The organism is Klebsiella sp. 10-1 (assembly GCF_009758445.1).
Classification (GTDB): Bacteria; Pseudomonadota; Gammaproteobacteria; order Enterobacterales; family Enterobacteriaceae; genus Klebsiella; species Klebsiella scottii.
Genome location: NZ_WQRE01000011.1, coordinates 54,448 through 72,224 on the forward strand (window position 1 = coordinate 54,448; position 17,777 = coordinate 72,224).

A 17,777-nucleotide genomic window follows, 5' to 3' on the forward strand; every position below is an offset into this window, starting at 1 on the left:
TCCCACTTACCGCTTCATATACCCCCTTTTATCTGTAACTTCCGGAGAACTTCAATGAAACAGGCATCTTTTCTGATGAAACTTGCTGTTGTCTTTTTTCTGCTGGCGATCGCCTGTGGCTTTGCTGGCTGGGGCGCATGGAAATACTGGAACGCCATGTTCAGTGCGCTCGGTTATGGCACTGCGGATTTTGTGACGCTGAACACGGAAAATCAGGCGATGAAAACCCCGCTCAATCTGACCATGTATGCCATGCCGGTCGGCTTCTGGTGTGCAGCGGCCGGCTTTCTTGCCGCATCCGGTGTGTCTTTTCTCCTTGATGTTGTTGGTGATATCAAAGCGCATTTCGTTGATTTGTATTTAGCCATGCGCAGTAAGGATGATACCCATGAGTAAAACGTTTCTGACCGGGGTACTGGCACTGGTCTGTTGTGCGTCCACGTATGCAGATGTGAATGGCGATCTTAATAACTACTTCAACAAGCTGGGTTTTGAAGGTAATGCCACCGGCGCTGCTGCCTGGCAGGGTCAGGCGGCAGGCTATATGACCGGCGGTAACCTCTTTCTCAGGAGCCCGGTCAAACAGATGCAGGTGATGTCGTTTACACCGCCCTCGCTGAATGCCGGCTGTGGTGGTATCGATGCCTACCTCGGGGCATTCTCGTTTATTAATAGCGACCAGCTGCAGCAGTTCATTAAGAACCTGATGGCTAACGCCCAGGGCTACTTTTTCGACCTTGCACTACAAACCGTGGCACCGGAGTTGAAGGATGCCAAAGACTATCTGCAGAAGCTGGCGGCGGACATGAACAGCATGAATATCTCCAGTTGCCAGGCGGCACAGGGCATCATCGGCGGCCTGTGGCCGAAGACCCAGGTCTCCCAGCAGAAAGTTTGTCAGGACATTGCGGGGGAAAGCAACCTCTTTGCCGACTGGGCGGCCTCCCGACAGGGTTGTACGGTCGGCGGAGAGATGAACAGCGTGCTCGATAAAGCCGGCGACAAGGATAAGGACCGGGTGCTGCGTAACAAGAACCTGATGTGGGAACTGCTGGGGCGTAATGCCATGCTTGACGGGGACACGGAACTGAAAGAAATGGTGATGAACCTGACCGGGACGCTGATATTTGACCGCAATGGTGCGGCAAAATCTCTGATACCGGAGGTAAACCACCAGGGATTACTGGTAGCCCTGATGAAGGGCGGTAATGTGGAGATCCAGCGCTGTGTCTCGAGCGGCGACTGCCTGGAGCTGAAAAACGGCTCAGTCACGATCAGCAGTAACCGTGCCCTGATATCGCGGGTGAGAGACATGATTGGTAGTATCCGCGATAAATTACGTACTGATGAACCGCTGTCAGAGGCGGAAAAAGGGTTTGTCCAGAGTACCTCCATTCCGGTGCTGCGCTACCTGGTGGACCCGATGCAACTGAGCCTCAACGTTGACATGTTGTCCTCGCTGTCGGATTACATCGCCTACGATATTATGCTGCAGTACCTGAAAGAGCTGATTGAACAGGCCAAACTCTCTCTGGCCAGCCGGAATTATGATGAAGAGGTGATGAAACCGCTGAGGGCCAACATCAGCGAATCCAGCCGTCAGGTGGAGGCCCTGCAGCAGGAAGTGCAGGTGAAAAGCGATGCGCTGGCTGAGATGGATCGTCAGATGAGCTATCTGCGCCAGCAGACTTCCAGCCAGCTGCTGGACCGCTATCAGCAGAACTACCGCTTCGGCGGTAGTGAAGGGGGCCTGTGATGGATACGGTTTATGTCCTGAGCGGCGGGGAGTTCCTGACGGCCATCTTTAACGGCGTGGCCGTCCTGATGGGGAGCACCGAATGGGCCTCGATGTTTCGTATTGCGGCACTGATGTCGGTGATGGTGCTGTTTGCCACCTACATCCGCGGCCATGACCCGCTGGAAGTGCTGAAGTTTATTGCTTTTTTTATGTTTCTCACCAGCGTGCTCATCATACCCAGGCGAACGGTGCAAATCATTGACCGCAGCGACGCAACCAGTGTGCATACGGTGGACAATGTACCGCTGGGACTGGCTGCACCGGCGAAGTTTATCACCGGTATCGGTACCGCCCTGACGGAAGGCTTTGAGACCGTATTCCATACTCCGGATTCCGCCACTTACAGTAAAACCGGGATGCTGTTCGGCGCAAACCTGGTGGGGACCGCAACCGACTTTGCCTTCCGCAATGGTGACCTGGCAGAGCTGTTTACCGCCTATGTGCGTAACTGCGTGGTAGGGGATATGTTGCTGAACCACAAATACTCATTCCAGGAGCTGATGAACAGCGAAGACCCGTATTCGCTGATATTCAGCAAGCCCAGCCCACTGCGCGGCGTGATGGTACAGTACGGTAACACCATGGCAAACCGGGAAGGGTTCTGGACCTGTCAGGAGCTGGCAACTGGCGTGCTGCAGCCCCAGCTGACCACCGACACCCAGAATGGTGGTAAGACATGGGACTACTATGTTTCCCGGCTCACCGGCGGAAAACCCAACGCCAGCGCGCTGTTTGGCACACTGCTGGGCGACAGCTACAGCTATTACTACGGCGGTGGGAGTGGTGCCAGCCAGATTATGCGACAGACCGTGGTGATGAATGGCCTGAAGCAGGGCATCGCCTCTACCAGCGCGCAGAACGGCGATGCCGCCGGTCTGGTCAACCTGGCCTCGCAGTCGTCCTATACCAAGATGCGTCTGAGCCAGGCCACGTCAACCAGCATTGCCACCACTTACCTGCCATTGCTCAATACGGTGTTGCTGGCGATGGTGATTGGCCTGTTCCCGGTGATTATTCTGCTGGCTTCCATTCATACCCTGACTATGGAAGTGCTGAAGGGCTACATTTTTACCCTGATATACCTGCAGGCCTGGGGGCCGATGTTCGCGATCCTCAACTATGCGGTCAGCTTGTATCTTACCGGCAAGACCGGAACGCTGAGTTTTTCGCTGTCGAACCTGTCGGTTATCCAGCAGACCCATGCGGATATTGGTTCGATTGCCGGCTGGCTGTCCCTCTCCATTCCGTTCCTGGCCTGGGGTATCGTGAAAGGGCTGGGTAGCGCAGTGTCTCAGGCCGGTAACTACCTGGGCACGGCAATGAACAGCACGGCCTCTTCTGAATCCTCCCGTGCTGGTGACGGCAGTTGGGCCTTCAATAATCTGCAGACCGACAACGTTGCCGGCAATAAGTGGGACACCAACTACGCCAGCCGTAGCGGAATGGCCATGACTCAGATGGGCAACGGTGCCACGGCGACCCGGACACAAAGCGGTGCATCGGTCTACGATACCAGCGGGGCGATTTCCCGGCTGCCGACTGATATTCAGCTGGACCGTTCGGCGGTCAGTGGATTCCAGCGTCAGCAGCGTGAGGCACAAAGTCAGTTGCAGAGCCTGAATGAAACGCTGGGGCACACGACCAGTACGGGGACTTCGCAGCTGTCACAGTGGGCCAGTCAGCGCGGGAACAGCGATACCGTCAGTCGTGGTGCTGATAACAGCATCAGCGCGAATGATGCCGCGGCTATCAGTAAACTACAGAGTGCCGTGGCGCGTTATGCGCGTGACAATAATGTCAGCCAGGCTGATGCACTCAGAGCGGCAATGGAACAAAGCCAGAATGCTTCAATTAATGTCGGTGCAGGCGTGACGGCAGGTATTGATACCAGTAGGTCTATTGCAGGCAAGGCGGTCGTATGGACGACCGGGCTGAGTGGTAAGTTAGAAGGCCATATTAAAGGGGATTACACCGGTAACAATGGTTCCTCGCACGGCACCAGTTCGGACATGAGCAACCGGACCAGCCATACGAAGGATTTCAGCGCACAGGATCTGAAAGATATCCGCCATGGCGTTGATGTGGTAGCCAGCCACCGTACGACCGATAGCAGCAGCCATACGGACAATGCCTCCGGTTCGTTACTTAACCAGATGGCGGCGACCTTCAGCGACATGCGTACTCAGGCCAGCCAGTACAGCGACACACAAAATCGCAGCCATGAATATGCGCAGATGGCGAGCTTTGTGGAGAACAACAGTGCGGCTATCCGTAGCAATGCCACTCAGGAGTTTGTTGAATATGCGAAACAGAATCATCCGGATGCTGAACGTGTGCTGACGGATGTATCCAGCCCGGAAGCGCGTGCCGAGCGAGAGGCACTGGCTGGTCGTTTTGTGGAAGAACGTATGATGCCGCAACTGGAGGCGCAGTTCCGGGCTAATCAAGGACGAACTGTAGAAGGAATGGGCGATACGGTTGCTGCCGGTGGGTTACAGGGTGTCAGCCACAGTGATTTTGAAGGCCAGCAACAACACATGGCGCAGACGGCTGCCGGGCAGGGCGTGAAAGCCGATGGTGAGGTGGCTGGTGAAGTCACACAATCGAGAGCGAATGCACAGCGAAGTGTTGATTCTGCTCAAGAAAAGGTCAATCATCAGCAGTCAGAGGTGAACAAACAGTATACTAATCTGGAGCAGGAACATCAGGTTCAGGGGCGACGGTTTGATGAGGCGAATAAAGCTGAACATGTGCGCCAAGAGGCCCGTCCCGTTATAGATATAACCGACAGTAATAAGGCCAAAGAAATGTTGGATGAGTCTATGAATAAATTTAAGGGGAAGTAAATGGTGTTAAAAAGTGACATTGAAAATGATGCAAAAAAAATAATGGATTCACTAAAGAAAGATTACCGCATACCTAGCTCAGGAGAAATTGTTCTCCCTGTAATTAAAGTTATGACAATTGTCTACGTAATGCATGTTATAGCAATTCTTGGCAACGAATTCGTATATAAGAAAGATATATGGCTTCCAGGTATAATTATGTGGTTGATTTTATCTTGTGGGATACTCACTGTTGTTGCTCTAATGATGACATATGGTAACCTCTCCATACTGATGTGCATCCCAAAAGATGTGCGGGATAATTCAATGTTGCTTAATATTGGCAAGCAAAAGTTGAAAGCATATGGCTGTGTTATTGTCGCTATAAATATCGTTGTTGCTATCGTATTAATCAGCGAACGCTCTGATTTTATCATCGGTTACGGATTCTCTTGGTTCGCCTGTATGCTGATCGGTGGTATTACCTTTAGTATGTCTATGAGCCGCTATATGACACCGGCTGTCGTGGCTACACTTGACAAAATTCGGCAGGTAGTATCCTCGGAAGAAATTGAGTCATCAAAGCCAAATAGTTAGCAACAGCGCTAACGCACTTCGTTTGTTCTCCGGTGTGTTGAGCCAGAAATAAATTCTGACTCACCTCGCCGGATTGATTTAACTCCAGATCTCAGTTGTTCCCCTGCTTGGGGGATCTTCATTATCATATTATTCAGCATCGCGCTGTCATACGCTGGCAGTGCTCGTTGCTGTATCTGTAAAAGGTATTCTGTATGAATTGTTCTGACAACGTCAGTTCTGATGCCGTATTGCCTGAAGAAAATATTTCGTCTTCGCGTCAGACAGGAATGGGATATGCCCATATAAACCAGCTTCTGCCCATGATGAAATGGAATAATGATGACCTCATTATTATTTATGATCCGGCTGCTGCATTTCGGAATGCAACTTTTGAGGAGATGATTATCTCGCTTTCATGTGAATATGCAGGGGGGCTGAAATGAGTTCCACCAAGCATATTACCCAGGGCGGCCAGGTATTCAGCTATATGCTGAATATGTTTATGCAGGTCAACCGCCGTATTGCTTTCTGGTTATTGAATCTTTTTTTTGTACTGACACCGTTATTTTTCTGGATGCGGGTACCGTGGCAGGACATGCGTAACGGTGGGCTGTACTGGTGGTTATACCTCTCCGCCGGCGGTGAAAAAGCGTTGTTCAATGTCCCCCCCGTATATGACGTGCCCTATGACGGACAAACGCTGCATTTTACTTCCGCAGCCATTCTGAAAGACCCCTATATGACCTATGCCGGTCAGCTGACGCTGCAGGAGCTGTTTATTGCGGTATTCCTTGCGAGCTGTGTGGTACTGGCGGTGGCGTACGGCGTCTATTATCTCCTGCGCCGGCTTGGTGAGAAGCAGGCTCAGGACGATCTGGTCGGTGGCCGGACACTGACAGAAGATGTGAAAGCGGTGGCCAGAACCCTGCACCGCAATAATGAAGCATCACCACTGCATTTTGACCAGTTACCCCTGCTGCTCGACAGTGAGGTTAAAAACCTGTTGCTGCATGGTACGCCCGGCTCCGGTAAATCCAATGCCCTCAACAAACTTCTGCAGCAGCTGCGCACACGCGGGGACATGGTGATTGTCTACGACAAGGGCTGTTCGCTGGTTAAGCGCCATTTTAATGAAAACATCGATAAGCTGCTGAATCCACGTGATAAGCGCTGTGAAAACTGGGATTTGTGGCTGGAGTGTCAGACCACATCGGACTTTGATTCCATTGGCAATACGCTGATCCCCCAGAGCACCAAAGAAGATCCATTCTGGACGGGGTCTGCCCGGACCATTTTCACCTCGGTATCTAAACGTTTCCAGAATGATCCGCATCGCAGCTATAACGCGCTGCTGCGTACCCTGCTGGCCATCAATCTGAAGGCACTGCGGGAATACGTACAGGGTACGGAAGCTTCCAACCTGATGGAAGAAAAGGTGGAGAAGACCGCCATTTCTATCCGTGGTGTGCTGACCAACTACGTGAAGGCATTGCGCTACATGCAGGGGATTGAGCGCACCGGTAAACCTCGCTTTGCCATCCGTGAATGGATGAAACAGGTGAACGAGCCGGGGCAGCGCAACGGCTGGCTGTGGATCACCAGTAATGCCCGTCAGCATGAGTCCCTGAAACCGCTGATCTCGATGTGGCTGGCGCAGGCAGCCAACTGCCTGCTGGAAATGGGAGAGAACCCGACCCGCCGGGTGTGGTTTATCTACGATGAGCTGACGTCCCTGCATAAGCTGCCGGAACTTCCTGGCGTGTTGTCGGAGGCCCGTAAGTTTGGCGGCTGCTTTGTGCTGGGCTTCCAGAACAAACCGCAGCTGGATTTCACCTACGGTCGTGAATTTGCTGACGCGATGATGGATTTACTCAATACCCGCTTTTTCTTCCGCTCTCCGGATGAAGGCGTGGCGAACTATGTGATGCGTCAGCTGGGCCAGCGCCGGGCGAAGGTGTTTAACGAACAGTACAGCTATGGTGCAGATACCGTGCGTGACGGGGTGTCGTTCAGCAAGCAGGAAGATGACCAGTATCTGGTCAACTACTCCGATATTCAGTCTCTGCCGGACCTGAACTGCTACGTGACGCTACCGGGGAATTACCCGGTGGTACGTATGAATATGACTTACGAAAAAATGGACTTTATCGCGGCAGAGTTCCTGCCACGGGAGCTGAATGACAGTCTGGACCCGGAAATCGAGGAGGAAATTACCCGCCGCGAGCTGGATGAAGACAGCATCGACAGGCTGCTTGCGGTACAGACCAACGAGCCTGCCGTACCGGCAACAACAGCACCCGCTGCCGCCGTATCTTCGGTCACTGCTGCAACCGAAACCATCAATTCATCCTCCCTGCCACCGGCCGCTGTATCGTCCAGCGCCTCTGATACCCGGAGCAGTCAGGCAACGGCCAGTCCGGTCCAGAGCGGTGGTCGGGTGAAGGAGTATGACGGGCCGCAGGTGGATACGCAGACCGGCGAAATCCTGACTGAGCCAGATCACTACGAGAACTATGCGGCGTACGAGCAGGAGGCCCTGCAGGCTATGCGGGAAGAAGAGAAAAATATCCTCGTCCATCGTGACCATGACGAACCGGATAATGGGTATGAAGCCGGGGATCGCTGGTAATGCTGACCGTATCATCGATTGCTGGCGGTGGAGCCAGCTACTACATGGCGAAAGATAATTATTACTTTCTCGGCAGTATGGAAGCGTCCTGGATGGGGAAAGCCGCAGAGCTGTTAGGGCTGGAAGGCCCCGTGGATGCGAAGACATTCGATGATGCCCTGGCCGGATTTTTCCCGCAGGGCGTCGATCTCTCCCGGATGTCGGGCGGTCAGAATGTTCACCGGCCGGGTTACGACCTGACGCTGTCGGCGCCCAAAAGTATTTCCGTACTGGGTGTGGTACTGGGCGACAGCCGTATTCTGGAGGCGCATCAGCGTGCTGTCGGTGTGGCCATGGGGGAAATTGAACGGCTGGCCAGTACGCGTGTCATGGTCGATGGGGTCAGCCAGACAGAGATGACCGGTAAGTTGCTGGCTGCGGCTTTCCACCATGACACCTCGCGTGAACTTGATCCACAGCTGCATACGCACCTGATAGTGATGAACCTGACGGAGTTCCTGGGGGAGTGGAAGACACTTTCCAGCGATAAGGTCGGCAACAGCGGGTTTATCGAGAACGTCTATGCCCTGCAGGTGGCGCTGGGCAAAATCTACCGTAACGAACTGCGTCAGGCCGTGGAGGAGATGGGATTCCGGACCGTGGTGACCGGAAAAAACGATCTGTGGGAAATCGAGGGCGTCCCGGTGGAGATATTTTCACAGCGTACGCAACAAATCCGGGAGGCCGTCGGGGATGGCGCGTCCCTGAAATCCCGTGACGTGGCGGCGCTGGATACGCGTAAGGCCAAACAGAAAGATCCCGACCGGACAGAACTGCTGACCGACTGGATGAACCGTCTTGAGCAGGAAGGATTCGATATCGGCGCGTTTCGCCAGGAAGCTGAAGCCCGTCTGAAGACAATGGACAGTGACAGAGCTGTACGCCCGGAGACGACCCCGGACGATGTCCGTCAGGCGGTAAGCCTGGCGATTTCTCAGCTCAGTGAAAAGCGGACCCGCTTCACTTATTCCGACGTACTCAACCGGACGCTGAACAGTCTCGATGCGCGGGAGCAGATTGCGGTGATGGCGCGTTCGGCCATTGAGTCGGCGATTGAGAGCCAGCAGCTGATACCGCTGGACCGGGAGAAAGGTCTGTTTACCTCCTCGATTCATCTCCTGGACGAACTGAGCCTGCAGCAGCTGGCCGGGGAGATGAAATCCACCGTGGTGATATCCGGTGGTGCCCCGGCCCGGTCTTCTTCGTCTGTGCCGGTGATGCAGCAGATTGAGGCAGACCGCCCGGCACTGGCGATTGTCAGCCAGCCCGGAGGCGCGGGCGGTATGCGCGAATCGGTGCTGGCCGGGGTGCAGCTGGCGCAGTCACAGGGACGGGAAGTGGTGGTGCTGGCTACCGACCGCAGCAGTGAACGCTGGCTGGCTGAACAGCATGGTCTGGCGGATAAAGTGGTGACGCTGAAAGGGCTGTCAGAGTCTGCGTTACCGGAGAACAGTACGCTGATTGTGGCCGGGGCGGAAAAGCTCTCCGTCCGTGATGCGCTGACGGTCACCGACCAGGCGCTTCGTGCGCAGTCCCAACTGCTGCTGATGGACAGCGGCGGGCGCAGCGGGACCGGCAATGCTCTGCAGACGCTGGAGGCGGCCGGGGTGACCCGCTACCGGGCGGAAACGGAACGTACCGTGGCCGTCAGCGTGGTCAGTGAGCCGGACAAGCGGCAGCGCTATGCGGCTCTGGCCCGGGATTATGTAACGATGGTGAGCCAGGGAGAGAACGTGGTGGCCCAGGTCAGCGGCGAGCGTGAACAGCAGACACTGACGGCTGAGTTGCGGCAGGCGCTGCGGGAAAAGGGACTGCTCGGGGTAAAAACGGCGTCCATCGACACGCTGGTTCCGCAGTGGCTGGACAGCAAAAACCGCCGCCAGCTGGATACGTACCGGGAGGGCATGGTGCTCGAACAACGCGCTCCGGACAGCCGGGTATCCCAGCGTTATACCATTGACCGCGTCAGCGCGGAGACCCGCACACTGATGCTGGTCGGGGAGGATGGCCAGCGCCAGGGAATGAAGCTCAGTCAGGTGGACAGCAGCTGGAGCCTGTACCGGTCACAGACCGTTGATATTGCCGAAGGGGAGAAACTGACCTGGCTGGCGCGGCAGGGCAAACAGCGTGCCGGTGACAGTGTCACCGTTACGGCCGTGCGAAAGAACAGCCTGGTGGTGGAGCATGACGGGCAGAAGCGGGTTATTCGTACCGATGAACCGCTGAAGGTCGGGTACGGTTACGTCACCTCGCCGGGAAAACGCGTCAGCGAGCAGGGCACGGTGCTGGCAGCGGTCTCCGGTCGGGATACCGGTGCGACAATGCTCAATACCCTGGCCCGCAGCGGCGAGCACATACAGCTTTATACACCGCTGGCGAACGATGAAGCTGAACGCCGGTTGTCCCGCTCACCGCTGTACCGTACCGCGCTGGCGCAGGTGAATCCGCAGAACGGTGAGCTGGCTGACGCGATGTCGGCGGCGCAGGATGCGCTGATGAGTCCGGCTGAGAAAGCGGTAAGGCAGGCGGTGACGCTGACCCAGGGCAGTGAGGTGGTGTTCAGTCGCCCCGACGTACTGGCGAATGCGCTGCCGTTGCATGCCTCCCTTCGTAAGGATGATGTGGACCGCGAACTGGCCCGCCAGGTACAGACTGGTGAACTCATCCCGGTACCGGGACCAAAAGGTACGGCGCAGCAGCTGTATGTGACGGCCGCGAGTTATGAGGCGGAGAAACGCGTCATCCGTCTGGTGGTGGAAGGGCTGGATACGCAGTCATCGCTTCTGAGTCACGCTGACCCGGCACTCTTTGCCGGGCTGACTGCAGGGCAACAGCAGGCCTCCAGCCTGATACTGGAGAGCACCGACCGCTTCATCGGGATACAGGGTTATGCCGGTGTGGGTAAAACCACCCAGCTGAAAACCGTCCTGGCGGCGCTGGAGACCCTGCCGGCAGAGCAGCGTCCGGATGTTGTCGGCCTGGCTCCGACCCACCGGGCGGTGGGTGAGATGGCCGATGTTGGCGTTAAAGCGCAGACGCTGGCGAGCTTCCTGATGGATGTGGAGCGCCGGATTCAGGGGGGAGAGAAGCCCGATTTCAGTCAGACCCTGTTCCTGGTGGATGAGAGCTCGATGGTGGGCAACCGGGATATGGCCGATGCGATGGGCCATATTGCCGCAGCCGGTGGTCGTGCGGTGCTGAGCGGTGACCGGGACCAGTTGCTGCCGGTGGATAACGGCGCGCCCTTCACGCTGCTGCAGGAACGCAGCCCGTTAGATACCGCCATCATGCAGGATATTGTGCGTCAGAGTCCGGCACTGAAACCGGCCATTGAATCGGTCATTGCCCGCCAGGTCCCGGCTGCGCTGGACACCATCCGCAGCGTGACGCCGGATACGGTGCCGAGAACGCCGGGTCGCTGGTCACCGACACAATCCGTGGTGGCCATCCCCCAGACGAAAGAGCAGAAGGAAGAGCAGGGTGACCGGGTGATACAGGCCATCGTCGATGACTTTACCGGTCGTACCGCAGAAGCACGTGACAATACGCTGATTGTCACCCAGACCAACGCTGACAAGAACGCCATCAATACCGCCATTCATGCTCAGCTGCAGGAGCGCGGCGAGCTTGGCCGTGAAGTGGCCATTACCGTGCTGGAACGGGTGAAAACGCAGACCGACAGGCTGAAGTCGGTGGCGGGGATGGCTGCGCAACACGGCAATATCGCGCTGATTAACGACCGCTATTATACCATCCGGGCCGGACAGGACAGCCGCCAGAACGGTTATGTCGAACTGGTTGATGAAACCGGTCAGGCACAGGCGCTGTCGGCTTTTGAGAGCAGCCTGCGGGACATTGCGGTGTTTAAACCCCGCGAGATAAAGGTATCGGTCGGGGAGAAAGTCAGCTTCTCCCGGTCTGACCGCGAGCGCGGACGCGAAGCGAACAGCAACTGGACCGTCACCGGCGTGACAAAAGAGGGTGAGCTGCAGCTGACTCAGGGGGAAGAGACCCGCATCCTGAACCCGAACGCCGACCTGGCCGACCGCCATCTGGACTACGGCTATGCCGGAACAGCGCACAAAGCTCAGGGAGCCAGCGCACTGTACGTCATTGTGCTTGCCGGCGTGGATGGCGGACGCCAGGCACTGGCCTCGCTTCGCGATGCGTACGTCGGCCTGTCGCGCGTAAAAGCGCATGTGCAGGTCTATACCGACAATCTGGGTAAGTGGCTGAAGAAAGTCTCTCAGCCTGCAGAGCGGCAGACGGCCCACGATGTGTTGCTGGCAGACAGCGACCGTCAGGCAGCGACCGCGCAACAGCTATGGGAAAAGGCCACGCCGTTGTCTGACAGCGCCCTGGGGCGGGCGCTGGCAACCCAACTACCGGAGGCGGGTGAAGCCCGCTTTATCCATGGCAGCCGGAAATATCCGGCGCCGCATGTGGCGCTGCCAGTGCACGATGCCAGCGGCGTACAGCGGGCAGTATTATTGCGGGAGGTGCAGCTTGATGGTGACGGGCGGTTGCGGGGCTTAAGTGATAACGCCCGCCTGCTCGGCAGTGACGATGCCACTCTGGTGATATTCCGGCAAAGCGAAACCGGCCTGACCCGTCAGGCCACAGACCTGGCAGAGGCCCGACAGCTGGGGCTGCAGCATCCCGGCGACGGTATTGTGGTCGTCAGGGGGGAATCACCCACCGATGCCATCATGAAACGTCTGAGTGGTGGTCTGGTTCTGCCGGACAGTGCCGGCATTTCCCGTCACCCGGGAAGCAACCCGGCCGACACGCCTGACCCGGTGAGCCTCAAAACGCCGGAAGAGCAGCGGATAGCGAAGGTGCTGGCTGAAGAGGCCCGACGTCAGCAGAAGCTGGAGGCCGTCCCGCATTTGCCTGATGACACGGAACGCCCTGATGCCCTGCAACAGGCGGAGCGCGCTGAATCCCGTGTGCTGCAGCGTGAGGCTGAACAGTCCCGGCAGCAGGAACAGGCCGGGCTGAGTCAGGTCATACAGCAGGAGCGTCAACAGGCGCGGCAGCGGGAAAGCGTGACCGATCAGCTTCACCGGGTTGAGCGCGAGATAGTGAAAGAGAAAGAAATCGGTGAGTAAGCGGACCCTGTCGCGCAATATCAATGCCGTCAGCGCCTGTCCTGTGGAATACTTCGCCTGTCAGTCACTCCCGAACTACCAACACACTATTCGAGTCAGCTTATGAATGATGACAAAACCCGTCCGCTCCTGAGCCTGAGGCGTAAGGCCCCGCCAGCAGACACGTCCGTACCTGCCAGCGAGGCGGGGCCGGACATCACGGTCTCCCGGAGGAAAACGGTGGTAGTGAACACCGGGCCAAAACGCAATAAAAAGCCGCTGCCGGATGACAGACCGCCCGCTGCCCCGCTGCCTCAGCCGGGCAACGGGCAACCAAAAAAGTCAAAGAAAAAAAAGCAGCCAGCGCCCCCACCCCAAAAGGCGGTGAAGGTGACACCCCCGTCTCCGAAGAAAAAGCCGCGACCTGGTCGTTCTCCACGTCTGATGCACCCGGCGGACGCCGTGCAGACGCTGAGTACACACTGGCCGGGCCTGTTCGCTGGCGATCAGCTGCGCCCGCTGGCCATTGGGGTAATGGAACAGCTCTTTGCCGATGCAGAACGCCGGGCACTGCCGTTGTCGAATAAGGTCATACGCCGCTGCCTGAAAACGCTGACGCGAACGGAAACGTATCTGAGCAGCCTGACGGCCGGGGTCGCATGCTACAACGCGGATGGCTCTGTTGAATCGCTCATTCCGCCTGAGCGTGAACGTGCAGCCACGGCAAAGCTTGCGTGGGTACGGGCAGACAAACTAAAGAAACAGGCGGCAAAAACAGCCGCCACAGATGAAAAAAAGGAACATTAAAATGTTAACAGTAAAGCGCACCGCACTGGCGGTGCTGATGACCGGCGTTCTGTTGTCCGGTATGGCAAATGCGGCGGAGAAAGCCACACCTGTCTTTACTCCGGAGCAGGAGGCCCGCATTGGTGAAGTGGCGAAGGACTATCTGATTGCTCACCCGGAGATACTGGTTGAGGTGAGCCAGAAACTGCAGGCGCAGCAGCAGGAAAAGCAGCAGCAGGCGATGACGGCCGCCGTGATTCAGCATCAGGCAGCGCTACTGAACGATAAAGGCACGCCGTCATATGGTCCCGCTGATGCGAAAGTGACGGTCGTCGAATTCTTTGATTACCAGTGCATCTACTGTGCCCGCCTGGCACCGGAGCTGGAGAAGGTGATGAAGGCCAACCCGGGGGTACGCTTTGTGTTCAAGGAACTCCCTATTTTCGGAAGCCGCTGGCCGGCATCCCTGACGGCAGCGAAAACCGGACTGCAGATTTACCAGCAAAAGGGCAGTGAGGCTTATCTGCAGTACCATAATGCGGTGTATGCCACCGGGCATAATGAGGGCAAGCTGACGGATGCTGATATCAGCACGGCCGCAAAAGCCGTGAAGCTCGATGTGAAAACCGCGCCGGATGTTCAGGGTACCCTCGAGGATATCGGTGCACTGGCACAGCAGCTGGGCTTCAGCGGCACACCGGCCCTGGTGGTCATGCCGTCCAGTGGTGCCAGCGCGGACAATGTGACCGTTATCCCTGGCTTCACTGACGGCGAAATCCTGAACGCCGCTATCCAGAAAGCGGCAGGCGGTATTCGCTGATTTTCACCCTGGTGGTGGTCTTCCTGACCGCCGCCCGGTGACGCCCGTCGTCGTGACGATCTGCGCTGCCCCCCTCAGCGCCAACATGAATCCGGCCGAACCAAACTTTCGTTCCTGGCATCGCCGGGCACGATGACCTGAGCGTTTGCCTTGTCAATGTGTCCCTGGCCTGCCGCCCTCACGCTGTTCGGTTGGCCAACCCCGGATGCGGGTAAAAGCGAGTTTCCCCGCATCCGGCGTTTCTTAGTTAATTCAGAGAAGATGAAATCATATGGCATGTTTTGAATGCAGCAGCGATGCAATGCTTATCAACCAGTTCGTCCCCTGGGTAACCGTCGGTATTTTGATAGTCAGTGCACTGTTTTTCAGTCGTCTCCTGAAGCGCGATCCTCGAATGTGGACATTCGTCGTCGTTACGCTGGTGTTGATGGAGGAGCTGGCTTTGAGCCTCTGGCTGCTTCTTGGTGATGTGCGGATAGTCTCCCCGCATTTTATGGGGAGCATGTAATGAGGATCGCAATGCGATTAAACCGTAGTGTCCGAAGATGGTGTCTGCCAGGTCTGCTCAGTCTGGCACTTTCAGCGCCTGTGCCGGTAGTTTGCGCAGCCAGTATCGAGGCGGGTTTTTCACCGGAAGGAACGGCGCTGCAGCTGGTCCTTAAGACCATTGACTCAGCACAGCAGGATATCCGCCTGATGGGCTATTCCTTCACCTCTCCGGAGGTGGTCAGGGCGCTTGTCAGAGCAAAACGCCGGGGAGTGGATGTGGCCGTGGTTCTGGACTGGAAAGGCAATACCGGAAAGAACAACAACGCCAGTAAAGCAGCCATGAACCTTCTGGTCGGTGCCGGCATCCCGGTTCGTACCGTCAGTGCTTACAAAATTCTCCATGACAAAGTGATCGTCGCTGACGGCCGCAACACTCAGGTCGGATCGTTTAACTTCAGTCGGGCTGCTGACCGTTCGAATTCGGAGAACGTGCTTGTCGTCTGGGATGACCCCGCAGTGGCGCAGCGTTATCTGAACCACTGGGCATCCCGCTGGGCGCAGGGAATGGACTGGAAACAGACGTACTGACCCTCCGGAAAACGATCCTGGAACGTAGACCGTGCGCCAACACGGTTCACACTTTTGTCTGAAGTCAAGTCGCTGATTTCAAAAATCTGTAGTATCCTCTGCGAAACGATCCTTGTTTGATCCTTGAGGAGGCAGAGATGTCGCAGGTCGGAAATGCAGTAACTTCCTCATCGAAACGTGCTTATAGAAAAGGTAATCCTCTGAGTCTTGCCGAAAGACAACAGACATCTTTGGCAAGGAAGCGTTCTACGCATAAAGAACTTCGGGTTTTCCTGCCTGCAGCTTTAAAAGAACAGCTTCAACATATGTGCGAAATTGAAGGTGTTACTCAGGCGGAAATGATTGAGAGACTGCTCAAAAAAGAAGTTGATAGTAGTGTTACTTGAATAGTAGCGACATCACTTTCTTGCCTGAACTCTATCAGAGTGTTAGATTGCAGATCGTTTGATGATATTCGTGGTTGGCCATGCCGCAAGGTGGCAGGATACTGGTTCTTATAGAGATTCCCTGAACCGGAAAAAAAGAAAACCCCGATAATCTTCGCTGAGTTTGGCGACCGGAGAAGATTAACGGGGCTACATAAAACTGTATAGAAGCTGTTGCTCTATGCAGGGAGTATATGTGCATGCTCAGAAAACTGCAATACCTTCTGTGCTCAGTGCTCCTTCCGTGCAACATAAGTGCGGGAAGGTGTGACTGACGCCCAGACCCTGTTCTCCCATTACCGTCAGGTCAAAAACCCGAACCCGGCATTCACGCCGCGTGAAGGCAAAAAGACACTGCCGTTCTGTCGTAAGCTGATGGCGAAAGCCGAAGGCTTCACGTCCCGTTTTGACTTTTCCATCCATGTGGCGTTCTTGCGCTCGCTGGGTAAACGTCACCGGATGCCGCCACTGTTGCGCCGCCGGGCCATCGATGCCCTGCTCCAGGGGCTGTGTTTCCACTATGACCCGCTGGCCAACCGCGTTCAGCGCTCCATCACCAATCTGGCCATCGAGTGCGGTCTCGCCACCGAGTCGAAAAGCGGCAATCTGTCCATCACCCGCGCCACGCGGGCGCTGACGTTTATGGCGGAGCTGGGGCTGATTACCTATCAGACCGAGTATGACCCGCAGATTGGCTGCAATATCCCGACCGATATCACCTTCACGCCGGCACTGTTCTCCGCGCTCGACGTCTCTGACGTGGCCGTTGTGGCCGCGAGGCGCAGCCGTGTGGAATGGGAGAATCAGCAGCGTAAGAAGCAGAACCTGAAGCCGCTGGAGATGGACGAGCTGATAGCGAAGGCCTGGCGGTTTGTGCGTGAACGGTTCCGCAGCTACCAGTCCGAACGTAAACAGCATGGCCTGAAGCGCGCCCGCGCCCGACGTGACGCGGACAGAGCCCGTAAGGACATTGTGACGCTGGTGAAACAGCAGCTGACGCGTGACTACGCCAGAGGGCGTTTCGTCGGCGACAGGGATGCTCTCGAGCGTGAGCTGGAGCGGCGCGTGAAAGAGCGCATGCTGATGTCGCGTGGTAACAACTACACGCGGCTGGCCACCGTCCCCATATAACCCTTCCTGTGTGAAAAATCCGGCTGGCGCCGGAGGGTTTCGCACGTCTGCAGCTCCAGACTGACGGTTTTCTGCACGAAATGACGGCCGTCCTTCCTGACATTCACCCCATTCCGCCATCAGAATGGCCAGAAATTGCATCAGAGTGGCCACATCTCGTCGCCAGATTCAGTTACCCACAAATAACTGCAAGGGACCTTTCCATAAGGTTACAACCGTTATGCTTACAGAGCGCCAGCCGACCTGATTTCAAAGTGCGTGGTTTCCTTTAAAAACCTGCTCTGTACTTCTTTTAAATATCTTTTATTTCATTCATATAAATATATAACCTGTTCGTCGCCTGACCTGTGGACAGGCTCCTGAAAATGCCCGCCCTTGCAGCGGACTATGTCCGCGCCGGTTCGGCAACTACCTGAAGTAGCTCCCATCGCTACGCGACGGGCCCAGGTACAGTACATATAGTTACAACATTCAAAATGCTCACTCAAAAGCAGGAACAGTGCCTGCCTGAACCCTCACACCCCCTCCCACCACTGAAAAGCGAGGCCGCCCCGGCCCAGAGGGCCGGAACTGCACCG

14 protein-coding genes are annotated in these 17,777 nt (G+C 56.3%); all 14 read left to right on the forward strand.

Annotation, left to right across the window (positions count from 1 at the left end; translation table 11 throughout):
- Window positions 1-54 precede the first annotated feature (54 nt).
- The 14 genes from GO007_RS26220 (at window position 55) to repA (ending at window position 17,199) form a co-directional block, all read left to right on the forward strand.
- On the forward strand, window positions 55-396 hold the full coding sequence (locus tag GO007_RS26220; RefSeq protein WP_095105081.1) for a hypothetical protein: 342 nt from the start codon (window positions 55-57) through the stop codon (window positions 394-396).
- Window positions 380-1,756, forward strand: a complete 1,377-nt coding sequence (gene traH / locus GO007_RS26225) for a conjugal transfer pilus assembly protein TraH (protein ID WP_370525605.1) — start codon at window positions 380-382, stop codon at window positions 1,754-1,756. Before GO007_RS26220 ends, traH begins: the two co-directional genes overlap by 17 nt.
- The gene (traG, locus tag GO007_RS26230) at window positions 1,756-4,644 is read left to right on the forward strand and encodes a conjugal transfer mating-pair stabilization protein TraG (protein WP_095105090.1); all 2,889 of its coding nucleotides are present in this window, start codon (window positions 1,756-1,758) and stop codon (window positions 4,642-4,644) included. The genes traH and traG overlap by 1 nt, the downstream gene beginning before the upstream one ends.
- Complete coding sequence (locus tag GO007_RS26235) at window positions 4,645-5,220, forward strand: hypothetical protein (RefSeq protein ID WP_095105092.1); 576 nt, start codon at window positions 4,645-4,647, stop codon at window positions 5,218-5,220. It abuts the gene before it with no gap.
- 194 nt (window positions 5,221-5,414) lie between these two features.
- Entirely contained in the window at window positions 5,415-5,645 is a 231-nt protein-coding gene (locus GO007_RS26240) for a hypothetical protein (protein WP_143350207.1), read from the forward strand.
- Window positions 5,642-7,831: a type IV conjugative transfer system coupling protein TraD gene (gene traD, locus GO007_RS26245; RefSeq protein ID WP_095105094.1), complete on the forward strand. Its 2,190-nt coding sequence runs from the start codon at window positions 5,642-5,644 to the stop codon at window positions 7,829-7,831. Before GO007_RS26240 ends, traD begins: the two co-directional genes overlap by 4 nt.
- Window positions 7,831-12,981, forward strand: a complete 5,151-nt coding sequence (gene traI, locus GO007_RS26250) for a conjugative transfer relaxase/helicase TraI (protein WP_095105095.1) — start codon at window positions 7,831-7,833, stop codon at window positions 12,979-12,981. The genes traD and traI overlap by 1 nt, the downstream gene beginning before the upstream one ends.
- Before the next feature lie 219 nt (window positions 12,982-13,200).
- Window positions 13,201-13,767 (forward strand): ProQ/FINO family protein, encoded by a 567-nt coding sequence (locus GO007_RS29660; RefSeq protein WP_223261840.1) that lies wholly within the window; start codon window positions 13,201-13,203, stop codon window positions 13,765-13,767.
- A 1-nt stretch (window position 13,768) separates the two neighbouring features.
- Window positions 13,769-14,566 carry a DsbA family protein gene (locus GO007_RS26260; RefSeq protein WP_095105098.1) on the forward strand — a complete coding sequence of 266 codons (798 nt, stop codon included), beginning with the start codon at window positions 13,769-13,771 and terminating at the stop codon, window positions 14,564-14,566.
- A gap of 271 nt (window positions 14,567-14,837) precedes the next feature.
- A complete protein-coding gene (locus tag GO007_RS26265) occupies window positions 14,838-15,074 on the forward strand; it encodes a hypothetical protein (protein ID WP_223261841.1) in 237 nt (78 codons plus the stop codon).
- A gap of 11 nt (window positions 15,075-15,085) precedes the next feature.
- Window positions 15,086-15,643 (forward strand): phospholipase D family nuclease, encoded by a 558-nt coding sequence (locus GO007_RS26270; protein WP_095105122.1) that lies wholly within the window; start codon window positions 15,086-15,088, stop codon window positions 15,641-15,643.
- 137 nt (window positions 15,644-15,780) lie between these two features.
- Window positions 15,781-16,029, forward strand: a complete 249-nt coding sequence (locus tag GO007_RS26275) for a replication regulatory protein RepA (protein WP_095105102.1) — start codon at window positions 15,781-15,783, stop codon at window positions 16,027-16,029.
- A 239-nt stretch (window positions 16,030-16,268) separates the two neighbouring features.
- Window positions 16,269-16,343: a RepA leader peptide Tap gene (gene tap, locus GO007_RS26280; RefSeq protein WP_071594637.1), complete on the forward strand. Its 75-nt coding sequence runs from the start codon at window positions 16,269-16,271 to the stop codon at window positions 16,341-16,343.
- A complete protein-coding gene (gene repA / locus GO007_RS26285; protein ID WP_086028848.1) occupies window positions 16,324-17,199 on the forward strand; it encodes an incFII family plasmid replication initiator RepA in 876 nt (291 codons plus the stop codon). The genes tap and repA overlap by 20 nt, the downstream gene beginning before the upstream one ends.
- The last annotated feature ends 578 nt before the right edge of the window (window positions 17,200-17,777 follow it).